Annotated in this window: 12 protein-coding genes; 5 read left to right on the top strand and 7 right to left on the bottom strand. The window is 71.8% G+C overall.

From position 1 onward, the window contains the following. Positions 1 to 30: 30 nt before the first annotated feature. The gene (locus tag ACH427_RS11470) at positions 31 to 1434 is read right to left on the bottom strand and encodes an amino acid permease (protein ID WP_398869219.1); all 1404 of its coding nucleotides are present in this window, start codon (positions 1432 to 1434) and stop codon (positions 31 to 33) included. Positions 1435 to 1669: 235 nt separating this feature from the next. On the opposite strand from ACH427_RS11470, the gene ACH427_RS11465 reads away from it, so the two are divergent. Further along, positions 1670 to 2200 (top strand): secondary thiamine-phosphate synthase enzyme YjbQ, encoded by a 531-nt coding sequence (locus ACH427_RS11465; RefSeq protein WP_398869218.1) that lies wholly within the window; start codon positions 1670 to 1672, stop codon positions 2198 to 2200. 90 nt (positions 2201 to 2290) lie between these two features. Then, positions 2291 to 3409, top strand: a complete 1119-nt coding sequence (locus ACH427_RS11460) for a DUF5954 family protein (RefSeq protein WP_398869217.1) — start codon at positions 2291 to 2293, stop codon at positions 3407 to 3409. Between the two features lie 33 nt (positions 3410 to 3442). Here the strand turns inward: ACH427_RS11460 and ACH427_RS11455 are convergent, their stop codons facing one another. Genes ACH427_RS11455 through ACH427_RS11435 form a run of 5 tightly spaced genes read right to left on the bottom strand, consistent with a single transcriptional unit; the run spans position 3443 to position 10200 of the window. After that, positions 3443 to 4924 carry an MFS transporter gene (locus tag ACH427_RS11455; RefSeq protein WP_398869216.1) on the bottom strand — a complete coding sequence of 494 codons (1482 nt, stop codon included), beginning with the start codon at positions 4922 to 4924 and terminating at the stop codon, positions 3443 to 3445. Then, a complete protein-coding gene (locus ACH427_RS11450; protein WP_398869215.1) occupies positions 4921 to 6705 on the bottom strand; it encodes an IucA/IucC family protein in 1785 nt (594 codons plus the stop codon). The genes ACH427_RS11455 and ACH427_RS11450 overlap by 4 nt, the downstream gene beginning before the upstream one ends. Continuing rightward, complete coding sequence (locus ACH427_RS11445) at positions 6702 to 7283, bottom strand: GNAT family N-acetyltransferase (RefSeq protein WP_398869214.1); 582 nt, start codon at positions 7281 to 7283, stop codon at positions 6702 to 6704. The genes ACH427_RS11450 and ACH427_RS11445 overlap by 4 nt, the downstream gene beginning before the upstream one ends. Further along, the gene (locus ACH427_RS11440; protein WP_398869213.1) at positions 7280 to 8581 is read right to left on the bottom strand and encodes a lysine N(6)-hydroxylase/L-ornithine N(5)-oxygenase family protein; all 1302 of its coding nucleotides are present in this window, start codon (positions 8579 to 8581) and stop codon (positions 7280 to 7282) included. The genes ACH427_RS11445 and ACH427_RS11440 overlap by 4 nt, the downstream gene beginning before the upstream one ends. Before the next feature lie 38 nt (positions 8582 to 8619). After that, positions 8620 to 10200 (bottom strand): pyridoxal phosphate-dependent decarboxylase family protein, encoded by a 1581-nt coding sequence (locus ACH427_RS11435; RefSeq protein WP_398869212.1) that lies wholly within the window; start codon positions 10198 to 10200, stop codon positions 8620 to 8622. 218 nt (positions 10201 to 10418) lie between these two features. On the opposite strand from ACH427_RS11435, the gene ACH427_RS11430 reads away from it, so the two are divergent. Together ACH427_RS11430 and ACH427_RS11425 are read left to right on the top strand one after the other, a co-directional pair. After that, positions 10419 to 12473 (top strand): penicillin acylase family protein, encoded by a 2055-nt coding sequence (locus tag ACH427_RS11430; RefSeq protein WP_398869211.1) that lies wholly within the window; start codon positions 10419 to 10421, stop codon positions 12471 to 12473. Continuing rightward, positions 12466 to 13062 carry a GNAT family N-acetyltransferase gene (locus ACH427_RS11425; protein WP_398869210.1) on the top strand — a complete coding sequence of 199 codons (597 nt, stop codon included), beginning with the start codon at positions 12466 to 12468 and terminating at the stop codon, positions 13060 to 13062. The genes ACH427_RS11430 and ACH427_RS11425 overlap by 8 nt, the downstream gene beginning before the upstream one ends. 58 nt (positions 13063 to 13120) lie before the next feature. On the opposite strand, the gene ACH427_RS11420 is transcribed toward ACH427_RS11425, so the two are convergent. Further along, a complete protein-coding gene (locus ACH427_RS11420; RefSeq protein WP_398869209.1) occupies positions 13121 to 13306 on the bottom strand; it encodes a hypothetical protein in 186 nt (61 codons plus the stop codon). A gap of 218 nt (positions 13307 to 13524) precedes the next feature. On the opposite strand from ACH427_RS11420, the gene ACH427_RS11415 reads away from it, so the two are divergent. Next, the gene (locus tag ACH427_RS11415; RefSeq protein ID WP_398869208.1) at positions 13525 to 15396 is read left to right on the top strand and encodes a glycoside hydrolase family 15 protein; all 1872 of its coding nucleotides are present in this window, start codon (positions 13525 to 13527) and stop codon (positions 15394 to 15396) included. Positions 15397 to 15444 lie beyond the last annotated feature (48 nt).

Raw genomic sequence — 15444 nt, 5'->3', positions numbered from 1 at the left:
CTGCGCCACCGTGCGTCCCGCCGTGTGCGGTCAGCGCGTCGCCGCGGCCCGCTGCCGTACGTAGCCGGTCAGGGCCAGCGCCAGTGCCAGGCCGCCGGTGAAGTACAGCTGCACCCGGGTGTCGGCGTTCAGGGTCATGAGCACCAGCGCCCCCACCACACCGGCCAGCGTCACCCAGGTCAGATACGGGAAGGCCCACATCCGCACCACCAGCCGCTCGGGCGCCTCGCGCTCCAGCCGGCGGCGCAGCAGCAGCTGCGAGGCGGCGATGAAGCCCCACACCACCAGCACGACGCCGCCGACCATGTTCAGCAGCCAGGCGAAGACGGTGGTGGGGTACCAGTACGACAGCAGGACGGCGAAGAAGCCGAACGCGCAGGAGGAGAGCACCGCGCGGCGCGGCACCCGGCCGGAGACCTTGCCCAGGGCCTTGGGCCCCTGGCCGCGCGAGACCAGTGAGTAGGCCATGCGCGAGGAGCCGTAGATGTTGGCGTTCATCGCCGACAGCAGGGCGATCAGGACGACGACGTTCATGATCTGGCCGCCGCCGGGGACGCCGAGGCGGTCGAGCACGGCCGCGTACGGGCCGTCCTCCGTGACGGCCTTGTCGTTCCAGGGGATCAGCGTGACGATCACCAGCATGGATCCGACGTAGACGATGCCGATCCGCCACATCGTCGTCCGCACGGCCTTGGCCACGCCGCGCACCGGGTTCTCGGACTCGGCGGCCGCGATGGTCACCGTCTCCAGGCCGCCGTACGCCGCCAGCGAGGCCAGGAGCCCGATCATCAGCCCGTTCGCGCCGTTGGGCAGGAAGCCGCCGTCGTGGAGGAGGTGGGCGCCGCCGGGGGAGTCGCTGCCGGGCAGCACGCCCAGGACGGCGAGGGTGCCGAGGATCAGGAAGAGGGCGATGGCGCCGATCTTCAGGGCGGCGAACCAGAACTCGAACTCACCGAAGTGGGAGACCGCGCCCAGGTTGGTGCCGCAGAAGAGCGCCATGAAGACCAGCACCCACAGCCAGGACGGGGTGCCGGGCAGCCAGCCCTGCACGATGTGGGCGGCGCCGATCGCCTCGATCGCCACGCCCACGACCAGCAGGGTCCAGAACATCCAGCCGGCGGTGAAGCCCGCCCACCGGCCGATCGCGCGGTCGGCGTGCACGGAGAAGGAGCCGGAGGCCGGGTTCGCGGCGGACATCTCGCCGAGCATGCGCATCACGAACATCACGAGCAGCCCGGAGGCGGCGTAGGCCAGCACGATCGCGGGGCCCGCGGCCGCGATGCCGGCACCGGAGCCCACGAAGAGGCCCGCGCCGATGACTCCGCCGAGGGCGATCATCGAGAGGTGCCGCTGCTTGAGTCCGTTCGACAGCGGGGAATCCTGCTGGGGAGCGTCCTCCCGCAGTGGGGGAGGAGACGCGAGTGTCCGGCTCATGGTCGTACCTGTCCAATATGCGAGAACGAAGGTACGAGTATGAGCAAGTCGGTGAAAGCCCGGCCCGGCCGTCCGATATCCGGACGTTCACTTCACGCAGAGTGATCGAAACGGTGCGGGAGCGCCACGCGGGGCCGCCGCCGGGAGAACGGCCGGAACGGCCCGTTACCGACGCCGCACCGGCCTGTCACCGTGCACCGTGCGACCGCCCCTCGCGGCCGCGCGAGGAGGTGTCATGACCACCGTCTCCGGCACGCGCGTCGAGGTGCTCTCCCGCGATGTGCCGCCGCCGGGCAGCACGATCGCGGTGTCCGCCCGGCTCTCCGTCACCGTCGGGGCCCCCGAAGGCGTGGCCGACCTGACCGGCGAGCTCCGCCGGCTCGTCGAGGGCTCGGGTGTGGCGGAGGGCACCCTGCACGTGTACTGCGGCCACACCACCTGCGGCCTCGTCGTCAACGAGCGGGACCCGGGCCTGGAGAGCGACATGGAGCACCTGCTGGAGCGGCTCGTCCCGCACAGCGCCCACCACCCCTACGCCCACGACAAACTGCGCACGCCCGCCGAGCGGCTGGAGCACGGCGCCGAACGCGACAACGGCCATTCCCACGCGCGCGCCTGGCTGGCCACCCACCCCGAGCTGAGCATTCCGGTCACGGCCGGCGAGCTCCACCTGGGCCGGTGGCAGGCCGTCATGCTCGCCGAGTTCGACGGGCCGCGCAGCCGAGAGCTGCTGGCCCGCGTCCACACGGCCCTGCCGGTCACCTGAACCCCGGCCGCCCGGCAGCCCGTTCCACGCGGGCGGACGGGGCGGCCCGTTCGCCTGCGGGAGCCGCGTGGCAACGGGCATCCTGTGGGCATGGCTGAGCTCGATGGTGAGAACGTGCCCGCGTACCGGATGGTCCGGGTGACCGCGCCCGAGGCGCCGGTGGCGGCGCTGGCGGACGTGGAGGCGTGGCGGGCCCGGGAGGCGTACCCCGAGATCCTCCTGGCCGGCGGGCCTGTCTTCGGCGTGGTGCGCGAGCGCGAGGAGGGCGGCTGGGAGATCGTCTCGTCCTTCTCCGGCCTCGCTCCCCAGGACGCCCGCGACGACATGGGCTGCCAGTTCCGCAAGCTGGCGCAGGAGGCGGAGAAGGACGGGGACACGGCCGCGTACGAGGAGTGCGTGCGGGCGGCGAAGCGCACCGACTGGGAGACCGTCGACGAGATGACCGTGCTGGGCGCGCGCTACCGCGTCGCGCGGGCGGAGCGCTTCATCCGCTCCGGCGAGCAGGGGCCCGAGCCGCCCCGGCCCAGCGACCCGGACCCGGCCGTGCCGGGCGAGTCGTACAAGGCGCGGGACGCCGAACGCGGCCTGGTCATCGACCCGTTCACCGTCACCGGCATGTCCGAGGGCATCCTCAAGGTCGAGCTGCTCGCCCTCGTGCGCAAGGCCGGCGCCGGGCCCCGGGACGTCCGCGACGACTCACTGCGCGCCGCGCAGACGCACCCCGGGGGAGTACTGCTGCCCGCGACCTTCGGGACGGCCGAGAAGGAGTACGGCCACTGGCGGCCCGACTCCGCCGGCACCGCCACCACACCGCAGGGCGCGCGGGACACCCTCGCCATGGGCCTGCGGGTGATGATCCCGTGGCACCTCGGCCTCACCCCGGAGCAGCGCGCCCCCTATATGGCCGCCGCCGACCGGCTCGACGCGGAGCGCGGCGACGAACTTGAGGTGGCGGGGCGCCGGTTCAAGGTGGTGCGCATCGAACGGCTGGTGCGCATCGGGCCGGACGGGCCCGAGGGCCCGCGCCCCTCCGACCCCGATCCGCAGCCGCCCGTGATGGTGCAGGACCGGCAGCTGCGCGAGCAGGGCGTCATCACCGGCGACGAGGACGAGGACGCGCCCATCGAACTCGACGAGCACACACAGCGGCTGGCCGACCTCTTCCGGGAGGAGGAGGCCAGGCGGGACGCGCGTGCGCGGGGGCGCTGACCCGGTCTCCATCCCCGGCGACAGCGCCCCTGGTCATCGCTCCGCTCTTCGCAGCAGCCACGCCGACGCGCAGCCGCCGAGGAGCACCGCCGCCGCGCCCGCCAGCTGGCTGGTCTCGACGCCGGAGGCGAAGGCGTCCAGCACCGCCGCCCGGTCGCCTTCCGTGGGCGCTTGCGCGAGGGCGGCGGGGAGGGACGCCGCGCCGGTGGCCGCCGCCGGGAGCAGGCCCGTGAAGCGGGAGTTCATGACCGCGCCCAGGACGGCGACGCCCAGGCTGCCGCCCAGCTCCGACATCGTGCCGTCGACCCCGGCGCCCGCCCCGGCCTTCTCGGGCGGGATCGCCCCCATGACCGCCTCGGCGATCGCGGGGTTGGCGAGCGCGCAGCCCGTGCCCATGAGGACGAGGCCGAGGAGCAGCACGCCGTAGCCGTCCGAGGCGAAGGCCGCGACGACCGCGAACCCGGCCGCCAGCAGGCCCACACCGACGGCGACCGCGAGCGGCAGCCGCAGCCGCCGCAGCAGCCTGGTCGAGATCCCGGTGAAGTTGAGGGCGACGACGGTGAGCGCGAACGGGGCCGTGCGCAGACCCGCTTCGAGCGGGGAGTAGCCGCGGACGAACTGCAACTGCTGGGACAGCAGGAACAGCGCGCCCGCGCTGCCGAAGGTGATCAGCACCACGCCCACGACGGCCCCCACGAACCGGCGGTCGCGGAAGAAGCCCATGTCCAGCATGGGGTGCGGGACGCGGCTCTCCCAGAGTGCGAACGCCCCGAGGACGAGCACCCCGCCCAGCGCGGGGAACACCACCCGGGCCGTGCCCCAGCCGTGCTCGGGCCCGGAGACGACCGCGAGGACGAGGGCCGACATGCCGACGGTGGACAGCAGGGCGCCGAGCAGGTCGGGCCGGTGCCCCTCGGGGTTCTTCGACTCGGGCACCAGCTTCCAGGCGGCGACGAGGCCGAGCAGCACCACGGGGATGTTGATCAGGAAGATCGCGCCCCACCGGAAGTGGCCGAGCACGAGACCGCCGATCAGCGGGCCGGCGGCGAAGCCGAGGGCGTTCACCGCCGCCCAGATCCCGATCGCCCGCAGGCGCTCCTCGGCGTCGAAGACCTGCATGACGACCGCGAGGGTGGTCGTCAGCAGCAGGGCCCCGCCGACGCCCATGCCCGCGCGGGCGGCGATCAGTTGACCGGTGGAGCCGGCGAGGCCGGCCGCGAGCGAACCGATGCCGAAGAGGGCGAGCCCCGTGAGCAGCATCTTCTTGCGGCCGTAGCGGTCGGCGGCGCTGCCCCCGGCGAGGAGCAGGCCGGACTGCACGAGCGAGTAGGCGTTGATCATCCACTGGACGTCCGCGGTCGTCGCGCCCAGCTCCCGGGTGAGGGAGGGCACCGCCACGTTCAGGACGGTGTTGTCCAGCACCACGGTGAGCTGGGCGAGACAGGTCACGCCCAGGATCAGCCACCGGGTGGGGAGCCTGGGCCCGGCCCGGGTGGCGTCGGCGGTCACGCTCATGCCGGAGGGGCGTAACGCGCGATGGGGTTGCGCAGGCTGCCCACGAGCTGGAGGGCGCCCGAGGGGTCGGCGAGGTCGACCATCTGCTGGTTGTTCCGCAGCTGGAGCCGGTTGAGGCAGGAGAGCGCGAACTCCTCGGCGAACATGTCGTACTGCTTGAACTTGTCCGCGAGGTGCGGTGCCGATGCCTGATAGTCCGTCACACAGGCGGCGACCGTCCGCCAGAACGTCTCCTCGTCGAGGACGCCCTCGGTGACCAGGACCGCGTTGAGATAGCGGAAGAAGCAGTCGAAGACGTCGGTGAAGACCGACAGCAGCTTCATGTCCTCGGGGACGTCCGCCCGCACGCGCCGGACCTCCGGGGGGAGATCCGCCAGGGGGTCCATGACGACGATCTCCTCGGCGATGTCCTTGAAGATCACCCGCTCGACCGTGCCGCCGTCGAGCACCATGATGACGTTCTCGCCGTGCGGCATGAAGGCCAGGTCGTAGGCGTAGAAGCTGTGCAGCAGGGGCGTGAGGTAGGCGTCGAGGTAGCGCCGCAGCCACACCTCGGGGGCGAGCCCCGACCGCTCGATGAGCGCGGCCGCGAAGGAGCGGCCCTCGTGGTCGGTGTGGAGCAGGGAGGCCATCGTGGCCAGGCGCCGGCCAGGCTCCAGGCCGTCGACGGGGCTCTCGCGCCACAGGGCGGCGAGCATCTTGCGGTAGGGGGAGTGGCGGTCGGTGGCCGCCTCGTACTGCCGGTGGTGGTAGCCGACGGCCGCCCGCTCCCGGATGATCGACAGGCGTGCCGCCTGGAGGACCTCGTCCTTGGCGACGAGGTCGGCGAGCCAGTCGTTGATGGCCGGGGTCGCCTCCATATAGGCGGCCGAGAGGCCCCGCATGAAGCCCATGTTCAGCACGGACAGCGCGGTCTTCACATAGTGCTTGGCCGGTGCGCTGGTGTTGAAGAACGTACGGACCGACTGCTGGGCGAGGTAGTCGTCCTCGCCGGGCCCGAGGCACACCAGCCGCTGCTGGGCGACCTCGGCGGCGAAGGTCACGGACAGCTTGTTCCACCACTGCCAGGGGTGGACGGGGATGAGGTGGTAGTCGGCGAGGTCGAGGCCGAGTCCGGACATGGTGTCCGCGAAGCGGCCGAGGAGCGTCTCGCCCAGCTCGTCGCGCATCAGCCGGTCGTGGTCGAGGCCCGCGCCCGAGGTGAAGGTGGAGTGGTCGCGGTGGGCGGCCAGCCAGATCAGCCGGACGGGGCTCGCGGCCTCGGGGGCGTACGCGTGGTATTCGTGCACCCCGAAGCCCAGGCGCCCGTTGTTGGCGACGAAGCCCGGGTGGCCCTCGGTCATGCCGGTCTCGATGGCCTGGAAGTCCGCGTCGGCGAGCTCCGCCGCGCTCACCGGCTTCTTCGCGAGCTTGTAGGCCGTGCCGGAGAGGGTGGAGCTGATCTCCTCCAGATAGACCGGGAGGATCTCGTCGGAGAGGCCGAGCGTGCCCCGCAGCTGGATGAGGAAGTCCAGCGCGTCCAGGGGGAGTTCCTCGCCCTGACTGTGGCGGGTGATGCTGTCGGCGTCGATCTGCCAGTGGTCGAGTGACAGGAGCCGGGCGGCGAACCGGTACTCCTGCGTGCCGTCGTCGCCGCGGACGACGAAGTGGCCGGGTGCGGTCGGCTCGGGGGCGAGCAGCCGCTCGTGGGAGAACTCCGCGAGCGCCTTGCGGATCAGCTGCCGGTTGGCGGCCGCCCAGTGGGCCGGGGTCAGGTGGGAGACGGCTTCACGGGGGTTCACGCGGTCACTCCTCGGGTTGCGGCCGGGCTGCTGTGGAACCGGTCGCGGGTGCAGACGCTGAGCAGGGCGTCCTTCTCGGGCTTCTCGATGGTGCGCACGGTCACGAAGCCGACGGCCGCGTTGAGCGCGTGCACCGCTGTGTTGTTCACGTCGGGTTCGACCACGACGCGCCGGGTCGCCGGGTCGGCGAAGAGCCAGGCCATGACCGTGGTGATCACACCACGGGTGAAGCCGTGGAGCGGGGTGTCGCTCGGCGCGCACAGGAAGTGCATGCCGACGTCGCCCTCCTCCGGCTCGTACAGCCCCACCAGTTCGACGTGCGCAGGGTCGTAGCGCTCGGCCAGGAAGACGGGGCGGCCGTCCAGCAGTCCGATGAAGGCGTCGTGGTGCGGGTGTTCGGCGATCTCGCGGTAGACCCGGGCCACCTCGGCCACATCGGCGTCCTGCATCATCCAGAACGCCGCCTTGGGGTGGGTGATCCAGCGGTGCAGCATCGTGGCATCGGCGTCCGGGTCGAGCGGCCGTACGGTGAACTCGCCGAGCCGCTCGTCGGTGCGGGAGAAGACGGTCTCGCTCATCGCAGGACACCGCCCTCGGGGGCGCCGAACTGCTGGAAGGCGATGGACTTCTCGATCGGGTAGACCTCGCGGCCCAGCAGCTCGCGGATGATCCACGAGTTGCGGTACGGGCCCATGCCCAGGTCGGGGGAGGTGATGCTGTGCGTGTGGGTGCCGGCGTTCTGGAGGAAGATGCCCCGGCCGGTGGTGTCGATGCTGTAGTTGCGGGCGACGTCGAAGCGCCCGTGCCGGTCCCAGCGGATCCGGTCGCGTACGGGCTCCAGGAACGCGGGCGTGCGGTAGCGGTAGCCGGTGGCCAGGACCAGGCCCTGCGTGGTGAGCGAGAAGTCCCGCTCCTGCTCCACCTGGCGCAGGCCGAGGGTGTACGTCCCGGAAATGTCGTCGTAGGAGGCGCTCTCCAGCGCGGTGTTGGTCAGCAGCCGGGTGGGGACGGGGCCCGTGACGCTCTGCTGGTAGAGCAGGTCGAAGATGCTGTTGACGAGCTCCGCGTCGATGCCCTTGAACAGACCCTTCTGCTCGGACTCCATGCGGTAGCGGGTGTCCTCCGGCAGCGCGTGGAAGTAGTCCACGTACTCCGGGGAGGTCATCTCCAGGGTGAGCTTGGTGTATTCCAGCGGGAAGAACCGGGGGGAGCGGGTCACCCAGTCGAGGCGGTAGCCGTGGGTGCCGGCGTCGGCCAGCAGGTCGTAGTAGATCTCGGCCGCGCTCTGGCCGCTGCCGACGACGGTGATGCTGTCCTTGGCCTGGAGGGCGGCCTTGCCGTCCAGATAGCGGGAGTTGTGCAGCACGTCGCCGCCGAGACCCTGGCAGGCGTCCGGGACGTAGGGCGGGGTGCCGGTGCCGAGGACGAGGTGCCGGGCCTGGTGCGTGGTCGTCTCCCCGGTGGCCGTCCGCACCGCGTGCACGGTGTAGAGCCCGGTGCCCTCGTCGTACGCCACGGAGGTCACCTCGTGGCCGAAGCGGACGCTGCGGAGCTTGCCGGCGGCCCAGCGGCAGTAGTCGTTGTACTCCTTGCGCAGGGGGTAGAAGATCTCGCGGATGTAGAAGGAGTACAGCCGTCCGGACTCCTTGAGGTAGCTGAGGAAGGAGTACGGCGAGGTGGGGTCGGCCAGTGTGACGAGGTCGGCCATGAAGGGGGTCTGGAGGGTGGCCGCGTCCAGGAGCATTCCCGGGTGCCAGTCGAAGTCCGGCTTGCTCTCCAGGAAGAGGCCGTCGAGCTCGTCGAGGGGCTCGGTCAGGCAGGCGAGACCCAGGTTGTAGGGCCCGAGGCCGATCGCGATGAAGTCATGGGCGGACATGGAGGTCTCCCGTTCGAGGGGGCGGGGGTGAGGGTGGTTCAGCCGGCGTGGTGGAGGAGCTCGGCGGTGAGCCGCTCGTCCACATACCGGCCCGCGTGCCCGGCGAGGAGGTCGAGGACGTGCGCGATGTCGTCCAGCGAGGTCTCCGGGTTGAGCAGGGTGAATTTCAGATAGTGCTTGCCGTCGACCTTGGTGCCCGCGACCACGGCCTCGCCGGAGGCGGCCAGCGCCTCGCGGGCGTGCAGGTTGGCCCCGTCGGCCAGGTCCCGGCCGCGCTCGTCCGCCGGCACATAGCGGAAGACGACGGTGCTCAGCTGGGATTTGGTGACGACCTCGAAGCGGGGGTCCTCGGTCAGCAGTTCCCACGCCTCGGCCGCGCGGTCCACGACCTCGTCGAAGAGCGAGCCGATGGCGTCCGCGCCCATGATGCGCAGGGTCAGCCAGAGCTTCAGCGCGTCGAAGCGGCGGGTGGTCTGGATGCTCTTGTCGACCTGGTTGGGGATGCGCTGCTCGGCCATGCGGGCCGGGTTGAGGTAGTCGGCGTGGTAGGTGGCGTGCCGCAGGGTGGCACGGTCGCGCACCAGCACCGCGCTGGAACTGACGGGCTGGAAGAAGGACTTGTGGTAGTCGACGGTCACCGAGTCGGCGCGCTCGATGCCGTCGAGCAGGTGCCGCCGGGTGGGGGAGACCAGCAGGCCGCAGCCGTACGCGGCGTCCACGTGGAACCACAGCCCGGCCCACCGGCACAGGTCGGCGATCTTGGGGAGCGGGTCGATGGAACCGAAGTCGGTGGTGCCGGCCGTGGCCACGACTGCCATGATCACCAGGTCGTCGGCGCGGCAGCGCTCGATCTCGCGGGCGAGGCCGGCGGGCCGCATGCGCCGCTCGGGTCCGGTCTCCACGGAGATGACCGCGTCCGGGCCGAGGCCGAGCAGCTTGGCGGACTTCTGGACGCTGAAGTGGCTGGCCTCGGAGGTGATGATGCGCAGCCGCGGCAGGATCTCGTGGCGTTCGAGCGGGGTGGGGGCGTTCTTGGCCGCGAGCGTCAGGGCCTCCTCGCGGGCCAGCAGCAGTGCCTGGAAGTTGGACTGGGTGCCGCCGCTGGTGAAGATGCCGTCGGCGTCCGGGCCGAGGCCGATGCGCTCGGCCGTCCAGTCGACCAGGCGGCGCTCGATGAGGGTGCCGCCCGCGCTCTGGTCCCAGGTGTCGAGGGAGGAGTTGACGGCGGTCAGGACGGCCTCGCCGAGCAGCGCCGGGATCACCACGGGGCAGTTGAGGTGGGCGAGGTAGCGGGGGTGGTGGAAGTAGACGGCGTCCCGCAGATAGACGTCCTCGAGCTCGTCGAGGGCGGCGGCGGGGTCCTCGAGAGGGCGGTCCAGGTCGATGCCGGATATCTCCGGGGCGAGCCGGGCGGGGGACATCCCGGTGAAGGGGCGCTCGGTGCCCGCTATCCGGCTCGCCACCCGGTCGATCCCGGCGGCGAGGGAACGCCGGTAGCTGTCGACCGTGAGGTGGTTGAAGAGGTGCGGCCGGGCGTGCGCCGCGCCGGATGTGGGGGCTGCCGATGTCTCGCCCGCCGAAGGGGCTTCGGCCTCGGCGGTGTGCCCCGGGAAACTCATGAGCGTGGTGTCCTTCCGGTCGCTGACTGCGATCAACTTAGGTGAGCCTAACCTAATCCATGGGGCGGAAGTGCGGGCTTCGCCCAAGGGGGAGGGTGATCACCAAGGGGGGTGGGGATTAGGTTAACCTAACCTAAGTTTTTGTCGGGCGGGAGTGCCCCCGCACCCCGGACACCCGCCGTGACCTGCGCCAACCTGCCGCGGAACAAGGAGACTTTGTGAGCATCGAGGTCCACCGGGACGCCTGGGGCATCCCCCACCTCCGGGCCGCGAGCCCGGACGAACTCGCCCGTGCCCAAGGGCGCAACGCCGCCCTCGACCGGGCCTGGCAGATCGAGGTGGAGCGGCACCGCTCCCAGGGCACCACGGCCGCCTTCCTCGGGCCCGGCGCCGTCGGCTGGGACCGGCTCGCCCGGCAGGCCCGCCTCGACGACACCGCCCGCCGCTGCTTCGAGCGTCTCGACGACGGCACCAGGGCATGGGTCACGGCCTATGTCGACGGCGTCAACTCCGGCCTCGCCGCGGGCGCGCGCCGCGCACCGGAATTCGCGGCCGCCGCCCTCGAACCCGGACAGTGGCGGCCCTGGACCCCGCTCGGGATCTGGCTCTCCCACCACATCCTCTTCGCCGGCTTCCCCGCCAAGCTGTGGCGCGAGGAGGCCGCCCGCGTGCTCGGCCCGGGAATGGCCGAGCTGTTCGCCACCGACGGCCCCGCCACCTCCGGCAGCAACGGCTGGCTCGTCACCGGCGACCGCACCGCCACCGGAGCCCCCGTCATCGCCGGCGACCCGCACCGCTTCATCGAGGACCCGGGCATCTACCAGCAGATCCACCTCAACTGCCCGGAGTACGACGTGGTGGGCCTCGCCGTGCCCGGCGTCCCGGGCATCGCCCACTTCGGCCACACCGGCACGGTCGCCTGGGCCATCACCAACGCCATGGCCGACTACCAGGACCTCTACGACGAGAAGCTCCGCCGCCGCGGCACCGCCGTGGAGGCACTCGGCCCCGACGGCTGGCGGCCCGCCGCCGTCCACACCGAGACCGTCGAGGTCGCCGGGGGCGATCCGGTCGACGTCGAGGTGATCGAGACCGACCGCGGCCCCGTCGTGATCGGCGGCCCGGACGCGCCCCGGGCCATCAGCCTGCGCGTCCCCCCGCGCGTGAGCGAGGACCTCGGCTTCGCCACCCTGCCCGCCCTGCTGAGGGCCACCACCGTCGCCGACGTCGACCGGGCCTTCGACCACTGGGCCGAACCCGTCAACGTCGTCCAGGCCGCCGACACCGAGGGCGGCCTCCTGCACCGCGTCGCGGGCCGCGTACCGCTGCGCCACCACGACAACCGGCTGCGCGTCGTGCCCGCCTGGGAGCCCGGACACACCTGGCAGGGCTGGCACGATCCGATGCCGCGCGCCGATGTCGACGGCATCGCGGTGATGGCCAACCAGCGCGGCCTGGCCGCACCGCTCGGCGTCGAATTCGCCGCCCCGCACCGCGCCGACCGCATCCGCCACCTGCTCGACGCGTCACGGAAGTGGTCCGCCGGGGACATGGCCGCCGTCCACACCGACACCCATCTCGCCTCCGCCGGACCCCTGCTGGACCTGCTCTCCCACCTGGACGACCTGAGTCCGGACGCGCGACGGCTACGGGACCGGCTGCTGCGCTGGGACCGCCGGATGGACGCCGAGAGCACCGACGCCACCGCGTACGCCACGCTGCGGTCGGCCGTCGTACGCCGCTTCGCGGCACACCCGGCGCTCGCCGGCCTGGCCGAGCCGCCCGCGTATCCCGACGTCTTCCTGCCGTGGCTCGCCCTGGCCCCCCGGATCGCCTTCGCCCTGGAACACCTGCTGCGGGACGACCTGCTGCCCGGTGTGGACCGCGCCGGACTCGTCCGCGCGGCACTCGAGGACGTGGCGGCGGAGGCGGATCCGTCCGTCCCATGGGGTGAGGCGCACCGGCTCGCGCCCTGGCAGTCGCTGCCCGGCGTGACGCGCGAGGACTGGCCGGGCCTGTCGGGCGACCACGACTGCGTGCTGTCCACCTCCAGCGTCCCCGGCATCACCGACCACAGCGCGCGCGGGCCCGCCGCCCGCTACGTATGGGACCTCGCGCGCCGCGAGGACAGCCTCTGGGTGGTGCCGTTCGGAGCCTCCGGCGTGCCCGGCGACGCCCACCACCGGGACCAGCTGCCCCTGTGGCTGCGCGGCGGACGCGTCCCCGTGATCACCGACTGGAACCAGCTCACCGAGGAGCGCGACGATGCCTGAATCCACCGCACAGCCCCTGTCCACAGCGGAGCGGACGGCCGTGCACGAGCAAGAGGTCGACGGCTTCGGGACCGTACGGGTCGTCCCCGTCGACCCCGCCGCCGACGCCGGACTGATCCACGGCTGGGTCACCCAGGAACGCGCCAGGTTCTGGGGCATGGGGGACGCCGACCGCGAGCGGGTCCTGGAGATCTACACCTATATCGACTCCCTGCCCACCCACCACGCCTACCTCCTCGAACGGGACGGCCTGCCCGTCGCCCTCTTCCAGACGTACGAGCCGGAGGCCGACCCCGTCGGCGAGTGCTACGACGTGCGGCCCGGGGACTTCGGCATCCACCTGATGATCGGCCCCCCGACGGGCGGCACGGAGCGGGGCTTCACCGCGACCCTGCTCTCCGTCTTCCTCACCTATGTCCTGGCAGCCGACCCCGGCCGGCTGCGGATCGTGGCCGAACCCGACGCCCGCAACGCGAAGGCCGTCGCCCGCCTCACCGGCGCCGGTTTCGTCCGCGGCCCCGAGATCGAACTCCCCGAGAAGCGGGCTCAACTGATGTTCCTCGACCGGGAGGCGCTCCTTCCCCTGTGAGCCCTGTGAGGGGCACCGCCGCCGGGTCCGGGGCCGCTGAATGCGTGGGCCCCCTCGCCTACGCCGCCGTCCCATAGCGGTCCCGCCGGGTCGCGGCCACCCACCGCGCCCGCAGCTCCTCGTACACCCCCCGCTCCTCACGCGACAACGCCCGCCCTCGGCGCGCGACCAGGAAGGCGCGGATCGCCTCGTTGAGATCGGCGGCATCCACGCGCACAGGACCGGGGGAAGACGCAGGGGGCATGCGTACTACGCTACGCCGGGCCACTGACAACAGCTCAAATCAGCACGTCAGGCGCGGAGTCGAGGGAAAGGCGGCCGCTCGGGCCCTTTGCGCGATGGTCACTGACAGTGTTCGCGCGGACGCTTGCTGTGCGCGGGGCGGCGGGCCCGGGCGGTCGCACCGTTACCGGCGTATAACGGGTGGTGTGGTGGGGGTGATGTCCCGGCGAGGAGGGACAGATGAAGCACGAGGCCGGAACGCGACGCTCCGCCTACCTGCCGATCGAGGACCACGGGATCATCGGCGACCTGCACACGGTGGCACTGGTCGGGGTCGACGGCACGATCGACTGGTGCTGCCTGCCCCGCTTCGACGCACCCTCGGTCTTCGGCTCCCTCCTCGACGCCGAACGCGGCGGCGCCTTCTCCGTCGCCGTCCGGGAAGTGGAACGCACCAAACAGCTCTACATGCCGGACTCCAATGTGCTGCTCACACGGTTTCTGGCACAGCAGTCGGTCGCCGAGCTCTACGACTTCATGGTGCCCGATCACGAATCCTGCCCCTTCGCGGGCATCCGGCAGATCGTCCGGCACGTGCGGGTCCTGCGCGGCCGGGGCACTGTCGACGTGTGCTGCCGCCCGGCCTTCGACTACGCCCGCGCCCCGCACGAGGTGACCGTCGTGGAAGGGGCCGGAGCCGTCTTCACGAGCTCCGCCGGAAGCCTGGTGCTGCGCTCCTCCGTCCCCCTGCGGGCCGACGGCGACGCGGCCCGCGCGACGGTGGTCCTGGAGGCCGGGCAGTCGCTCGAACTCGCCGTCCAGTGGGTCGGCGACGGCCCTCTCGACGGGGACACCCTGCGGCCCATCGACTGCGCGGAGGCGACCCGGCTGCTCTACGACACGCTGCGCTACTGGGACGGCTGGCTGCGCCACTCCCACTACCAGGGCCGCTACCGGGAAATGGTCGAACGCTCGGCGCTCGCCCTGAAACTCCTCGTCCACCAGCCCACCGGCGCCCTCGTCGCCGCGGCCACCACGTCACTGCCCGAGTCGCCCGGCGGCGGACGCAACTGGGACTACCGCTACACCTGGATCCGCGATGCGGCCTTCACTCTCTACGCGCTGATGCGGCTGGGCTTCACCGAGGAGGCCGCCGCCTTCGTCGACTGGCTCCACCAGCGCTGCGCGGACGCGCCGCCGGGCACGGGGCTCCAGGTCCTGTACGGCATCGACGGGCGGGCCGACCTGCCGGAAACCGTGCTGGAACACCTCTCGGGCTACTGCGGCGCCCGCCCCGTCCGCATCGGCAACGCCGCCGCGCGGCAGGTCCAACTCGACATCCACGGCGAGCTGATGGACTCGGTCTACCTCTACAACAAGCACGGTGAGCCGATTTCCTATGAATTGTGGGAAGCGCTGGCACGGCAGTTGGAGTGGCTGGAGAAGCACTGGGAGGAACCGGACGACGGGATCTGGGAGACCCGCGGCGGGCGGCAGCGCTTCACCTATTCCGCGCTGATGACGTGGGTCGCCTTCGAGCGGGCGATCCGCATCGCCCGGCACTGCGGCATGCCCGCCCCCATCGAGCGGTGGCGCGACACGGCCGCCTCCGCCTACCGCTACGTCCAGGAGCACTGCTACTCGCCGGACATCGGGGCGTACTGCCAGTACCCGGACAGCACGGTGCTGGACGCCTCGCTGCTGGTGATGCCGCTGGTGAAGTTCACCGGGCCCAAGGACCCGCGGTTCCTTTCCACCGTGCGCCGCATCGCCGACGAACTCGTCAGCGACAGCCTCGTGCACCGCTACCAGTCGGACGGCTCCGACGGGATGACCGGTCAGGAGGGCACCTTCAACCTGTGCTCCTTCTGGTACGTCGAGGCCCTGGCCCGCGCGGGACGGGTCGGCGAGGCCCGCTACATCTTCGAAAAGATGATCACGCACGCCAACCACCTCGGCCTCTACGCCGAGGAGATCGGCGCCGCGGGCGAGGCCCTGGGCAACTTCCCCCAGGCATTCACCCACCTCGCGCTGATCAGCGCCGCCACCAACCTGGACCGCGCGGTGAGCGCCCACCGCGGGGTGGCGGCCCGGTACTGGGACGCGAGCTGAGCGGCGCGGGACGCGGGATGCGGGAATAGCATGATCGGCACGCGCGCT

It is taken from the genome of Streptomyces sp. NPDC020379 (assembly GCF_044387105.1).
Lineage (GTDB): Bacteria > Actinomycetota > Actinomycetes > Streptomycetales > Streptomycetaceae > Streptomyces.
The sequence above is the reverse complement of the archived record's forward strand: the minus strand, read 5'-3'. Positions and strand labels throughout refer to the sequence as shown.

What these genes read in the sequence shown, in the direction of transcription:
- ACH427_RS11470 (WP_398869219.1), bottom strand. Translation starts at nt 1,434, where the DNA reads ATGAGCCGGACACTCGCGTCTCCTCCCCCACTGCGGGAGGACGCTCCC.
- ACH427_RS11465 (WP_398869218.1), top strand. Translation starts at nt 1,670, where the DNA reads ATGACCACCGTCTCCGGCACGCGCGTCGAGGTGCTCTCCCGCGATGTG.
- ACH427_RS11460 (WP_398869217.1), top strand. Translation starts at nt 2,291, where the DNA reads ATGGCTGAGCTCGATGGTGAGAACGTGCCCGCGTACCGGATGGTCCGG.
- ACH427_RS11455 (WP_398869216.1), bottom strand. Translation starts at nt 4,924, where the DNA reads ATGAGCGTGACCGCCGACGCCACCCGGGCCGGGCCCAGGCTCCCCACC.
- ACH427_RS11445 (WP_398869214.1), bottom strand. Translation starts at nt 7,283, where the DNA reads ATGAGCGAGACCGTCTTCTCCCGCACCGACGAGCGGCTCGGCGAGTTC.
- ACH427_RS11440 (WP_398869213.1), bottom strand. Translation starts at nt 8,581, where the DNA reads ATGTCCGCCCATGACTTCATCGCGATCGGCCTCGGGCCCTACAACCTG.
- ACH427_RS11435 (WP_398869212.1), bottom strand. Translation starts at nt 10,200, where the DNA reads ATGAGTTTCCCGGGGCACACCGCCGAGGCCGAAGCCCCTTCGGCGGGC.
- ACH427_RS11425 (WP_398869210.1), top strand. Translation starts at nt 12,466, where the DNA reads ATGCCTGAATCCACCGCACAGCCCCTGTCCACAGCGGAGCGGACGGCC.
- ACH427_RS11420 (WP_398869209.1), bottom strand. Translation starts at nt 13,306, where the DNA reads ATGCCCCCTGCGTCTTCCCCCGGTCCTGTGCGCGTGGATGCCGCCGAT.
- ACH427_RS11415 (WP_398869208.1), top strand. Translation starts at nt 13,525, where the DNA reads ATGAAGCACGAGGCCGGAACGCGACGCTCCGCCTACCTGCCGATCGAG.